This is a genomic window from Pseudomonas sp. LFS074, assembly GCF_047978165.1.
Lineage (GTDB): Bacteria > Pseudomonadota > Gammaproteobacteria > Pseudomonadales > Pseudomonadaceae > Aquipseudomonas > Aquipseudomonas putida_P.
In genome coordinates this window covers 1-4,160 of the sequence record NZ_JBFPFV010000012.1, presented here as the reverse complement: position 1 = coordinate 4,160, position 4,160 = coordinate 1, and the positions used below count along the sequence as shown (strand labels likewise).

Here is a 4,160-nt window from a genome sequence, read left to right as displayed (position 1 = left end):
TATCACTTTTGACAGGTTTACCGAAGATGATCCGTTTTGGGCGCATCTGGTTTCACTGCTCTGGGCATACGACTGGACCAAAACCCCCACTCCGTTGACGGGTGAGATCCTTTCCAAAATATATGACCTCACTCAAGGAAACACGGATTTCCTGGCCAAACTTCTAATGCTGGCTCAGCGGCACGCAATCTGGGAGGGCATCGACTCGATTACACCGGCGGTTCTGCAGCAGGTGTACGACAGTCAGATGAGGCTCCTTCATAAGGCCATCGAGGCTCTACGAAGCGGGGATCCGCTGCAAATTGCTGACTTCGAAGACATGATGCCCACGAAGGACCAGGTCGCCAAGATGATGAATTACGATTTGGCGCGGCGTGCAGACAGGGCGAATCTCTCTTTAATTACCCAGGCCGCGATAGTGACACCTGTCGAGCACAGTGAAAGGGCAGCCGCAAAGCCTATTAGTAAACCGGTGGTTCCGGTTGCCAACGAGTCAGCACCAACTGCCCATTTCTCCGAAGGCGATGATGTGCAGACCCAGCTCGAGCAGAGAGGCTGGGTAGATAAGGACTCTGCTTGGTGACATGAACCGCGGGAGATCAGGTCAATGGATCGCTTGCATTGGTTTCCTCAGCCGTTCCCTGATGAGTCTCTCTACAGCCTGGCGGTCCGTTATCATAGGCTGTCGTCGAACGACAGCTATCGCCGGACAAGCCAGGAGTTGTTCGGCGCGTATTCCAGAACCTGTGGCTCTATCCTGCCGTGCTGCTTGGGTGCTCTGTCGCAACGGTTAGCATCAGCTTATTCGGTAGAGCATTTGATCGATCGCTTTACCCTTTTGCCTCTGTACGAACCTTTTTTGAATGACACGAAGAGCAAAGCCGCGCGTATCGCCATGACTGGTACCGACGGCACGGGCCTGAAAATGAGCCTGGGTCTCACAGCCTCAGGCTTCCTCAAGCACGCGTCGTTCAGGTACTGCGAGAGGTGTGTTGAAGAAGATATTCAAAACTGCGGCTCGGCCTACTGGCATCGTATTCACCAAGCAATGGGTACTTGCATCTGCCCGCTCCATGGAGAGGTGCTCTGCGGGACGATGTTTCCGGATGGAACTGACTGGCGTTGCATGCTGTTTCCGGCGGAGGCAGCGGGGTCGCCAGTGATGCGGGCTCCTGACTCTTCAGCTGCTGTGATAGGTGAAATGCAGTTTTGGGGACTTGAGCACCCAGCGGATGTACAAAATCTGCTGACCGGAAACTTCCTTCAGCATCGTCTGGATGAGATGGGGTTTCTTAAGGCTGGTCGGGTGAGGGAACAGGTATTAAGGAGCTTCCTGACGCCGCGTCTTCTCTGTAGCCCTCGCGCTAATGAGTTCCAGGAGCTCAGTTGCTCTTGGGACTGGGTGTTGGGCGTCGTGCGTCCACGCGGGGCGGTCGTACAGCCATTAAAATTCTACTTTCTTTGCTGGCTCCTTGAGGCAGACCTTGAGCACCTCAAATCCTTTCACCCGCGAGCTGATGCTCGCAGCGGTGAAGCGGCTAGGGGCAACGATACTAGGCCCCTCATAGAGGACGGCGAAATTGAGGCACGCCGCGAAGCTTTCTCGAGCAGCAAGAACGCGAAATGCCATGATAAGCCGGGCTATCAGTGGCTTTACCGCCATGATAAGGAGTGGTTAGCGCAGTATGTGTCTGCCCATCCTTTCATAAGGGTAAGGAGGGGGTTGGTCGATTGGCATGCGAGAGACGCAGCGCTTGCTCAAGATCTGCTAATCGCCAGGGACCAGATTCTGTCTACGCAGGGCAAACCGAAAAAGGTGACCCGCGCCGCGTTAAGCAGGAAGGTCGCTCGTAGCCATGATTTTTTGAGGGTACCTGATAAGTTCCCAATAAGTACTTTGTTGATGAAAGATATTCTCGAATCTGATCATGACCATCAAGTTCGTAAAATCAGATGGGCGGTGAGACATTATCTTCTATCTGAGCGAAGTGCTATAAGTGTTGTGTACCGGCTTGCTGGGATTCGGCTGTCTCATGTAACTGATGAGGAGGTACTAGGTATTCTATCTACTGTATGATATTTGCGTTTGATGAAGTCAGACCGAATAAGTTCATTAACTTCGTTTTGCAACTGAGTGCACGCGGCACTGTTTGTTAGCAAGTCTAGGTATCTGGCAGCGGTGCGACAGCCTAGGAAGGCTTGAATTACGAAGTTGTAATCAGTCGCCCCCTTTGAATAGGGATTTATAGTTTTTGTGCCGAGCTCACGCACTATAATTTCAGACACGTATCCATAATTGCCGTATATTTCATCGAAATAATTTTTGTATAAGCTTTTGGTCACTATCCATTCAGCGTTGTGCGTTTTAGCTGGAGGGCCTTTGTAGTTCAGAAGTTCTGCGATAAATATTGAATACAGATGGTTCGGTGATTTCCATTGACGTGTCGGGTTTTTGTATTTTTGACTGCATATTCCTAGTTGGGTTATTTTATGCTTATTAATGGGGGTTGAACATGCGGGGCAGATAGTTATGAGGTCAGAACCATGGATGCTACAAACCTTAACATAAGACTGTACATGGCTTCGATGTACGTACGCTGTGCCGTGATTCTCAAAGTCCTCGAATGCGCATTCGGGGCAAATTTTTTTCCAATAAGCGGGGGTTACTATTGTTTGGTTTGTAGGTCGGCCTAGCGCTGCGGTGAGAGGGTACAGGGTGTGGTTGTGCAAAACCTCTTCCGTGATTTTTCGTTCAGTAAATAAGGAGGGAAATTTAAAAATTGCGTACCCCCTAATTTCCGCTTTTCCCCGCCGCGTCAGGATAGTTGTCGTGTGAGTTGATTCGATGAGTCTTGGTCGGTGGGCGGAAGTGAGAGCCGTGTGGCGCGTTATTCGATAGAGCATCGGGAGTGGGTGGTGCGGCAGATGATGCCGCCCTTGAACCGGACGGTGCCGGAGCTGGTGGAAGCGACAGGCATTACTGATGCCACCCTGTATGCTTGGCGCAAACAGGCCAGAGCAGCGGGAGCAGTGGTGCCGGCAGATGGACAGCAGGCCGACCAGTGGTCGAGCCAGGACAAGTTTCGGGTGGTGCTGGAAAGCGCCAGCCTCAATGCGGCTGAGCTGGCGGAGTACTGCCGGCGCAAAGGCCTGTATGTCGAGCAGATCAACGCCTGGCGCGAAGCCTGCGAGCAGGCCAACAGCCTGGCTCAGCCGAGCAAGACCCGGCGCGAACGCGAAGAGGAAAAGGCCGCGAAGAAGCGCATCAAGCAGCTGGAGCGTGAACTGCGGCGCAAGGATGCGGCGCTGGCAGAAACCGCAGCTCTGCTGGTGTTGCGAAAAAAAGCCGAGGCGCTCTGGGGGAAGGACGAGGACGAATGATCAGCGCCCCGGATCGCCGTGAAACGCTGCAGTTGATCGAGGGCGCCGTGGCGGCGGGAGCGCGGCGGGCGCAGGCCTGCGCCGAACTGGGCCTGTCGCTGCGCAGCCTGCAGCGCTGGCAGCACTGCCCGGAGGATCGGCGTCCTTCGGCACAGCGAGCTGAGCCGGCCAACAAGCTGACCCCGCAAGAGCGCTGCCGCGTGCTGGAGGTCGCCAACCAGCCCGAGTTTGCCAGCCTGCCGCCGCAGCAGATCGTGGCGCGGCTGGCCGATCAGGGCACCTGGCTGGCCTCGGAGTCGACCTTTTACCGGTTGCTGAAGGACGCCGAACAGCAGCATCCGCGCGGCCGTAGCCGCCCACCGGTGAAACGAGCGCTGACGACCCATGTGGCCGACGGCCCGAACCAGCTGTGGTGCTGGGACATCACCTGGCTGCCGACCACGGTCAAGGGCCGTTACTTCTACTGGTACATGATCAAGGACGTCTACAGCCGGAAGCTGGTGGCCAACGAGGTGCATGAAAGTGAAAGCGCCGAGCAGGCCGCCCAGCTGCTACGCCAGGCCTGCCTACGTGAACAGCGGGCAGGCCAGCCGCTGGTACTGCACTCGGACAACGGCAGCGCGATGAAGGGCTCGACCATGCTGGCGGCCATGCAGAACCTGGGTGTGATGCCCTCGTTCAGCCGCCCGCGGGTGAGCAATGACAACGCCTATGCCGAGGCCTTGTTCCGCACGGCGAAGTACTGCCCGCTGTGGCCGGAGCGGCCCTTCGACACGCTG

The 4,160-nt window shown here is 55.6% G+C and carries 1 protein-coding gene and 2 pseudogenes; all 3 read left to right on the top strand.

Translation table 11 applies throughout. From position 1 onward, the window contains the following. Positions 1-583 (top strand): annotated as a pseudogene (locus ACNQP3_RS29165) (ATP-binding protein); the annotation flags it as partial. A 24-nt stretch (positions 584-607) separates the two neighbouring features. After that, positions 608-2,077, top strand: a complete 1,470-nt coding sequence (locus tag ACNQP3_RS29160; RefSeq protein ID WP_012316938.1) for a TnsD family Tn7-like transposition protein — start codon at positions 608-610, stop codon at positions 2,075-2,077. 803 nt (positions 2,078-2,880) lie between these two features. Then, positions 2,881-4,160 (top strand): annotated as a pseudogene (locus ACNQP3_RS29155) (IS3 family transposase); the annotation flags it as partial.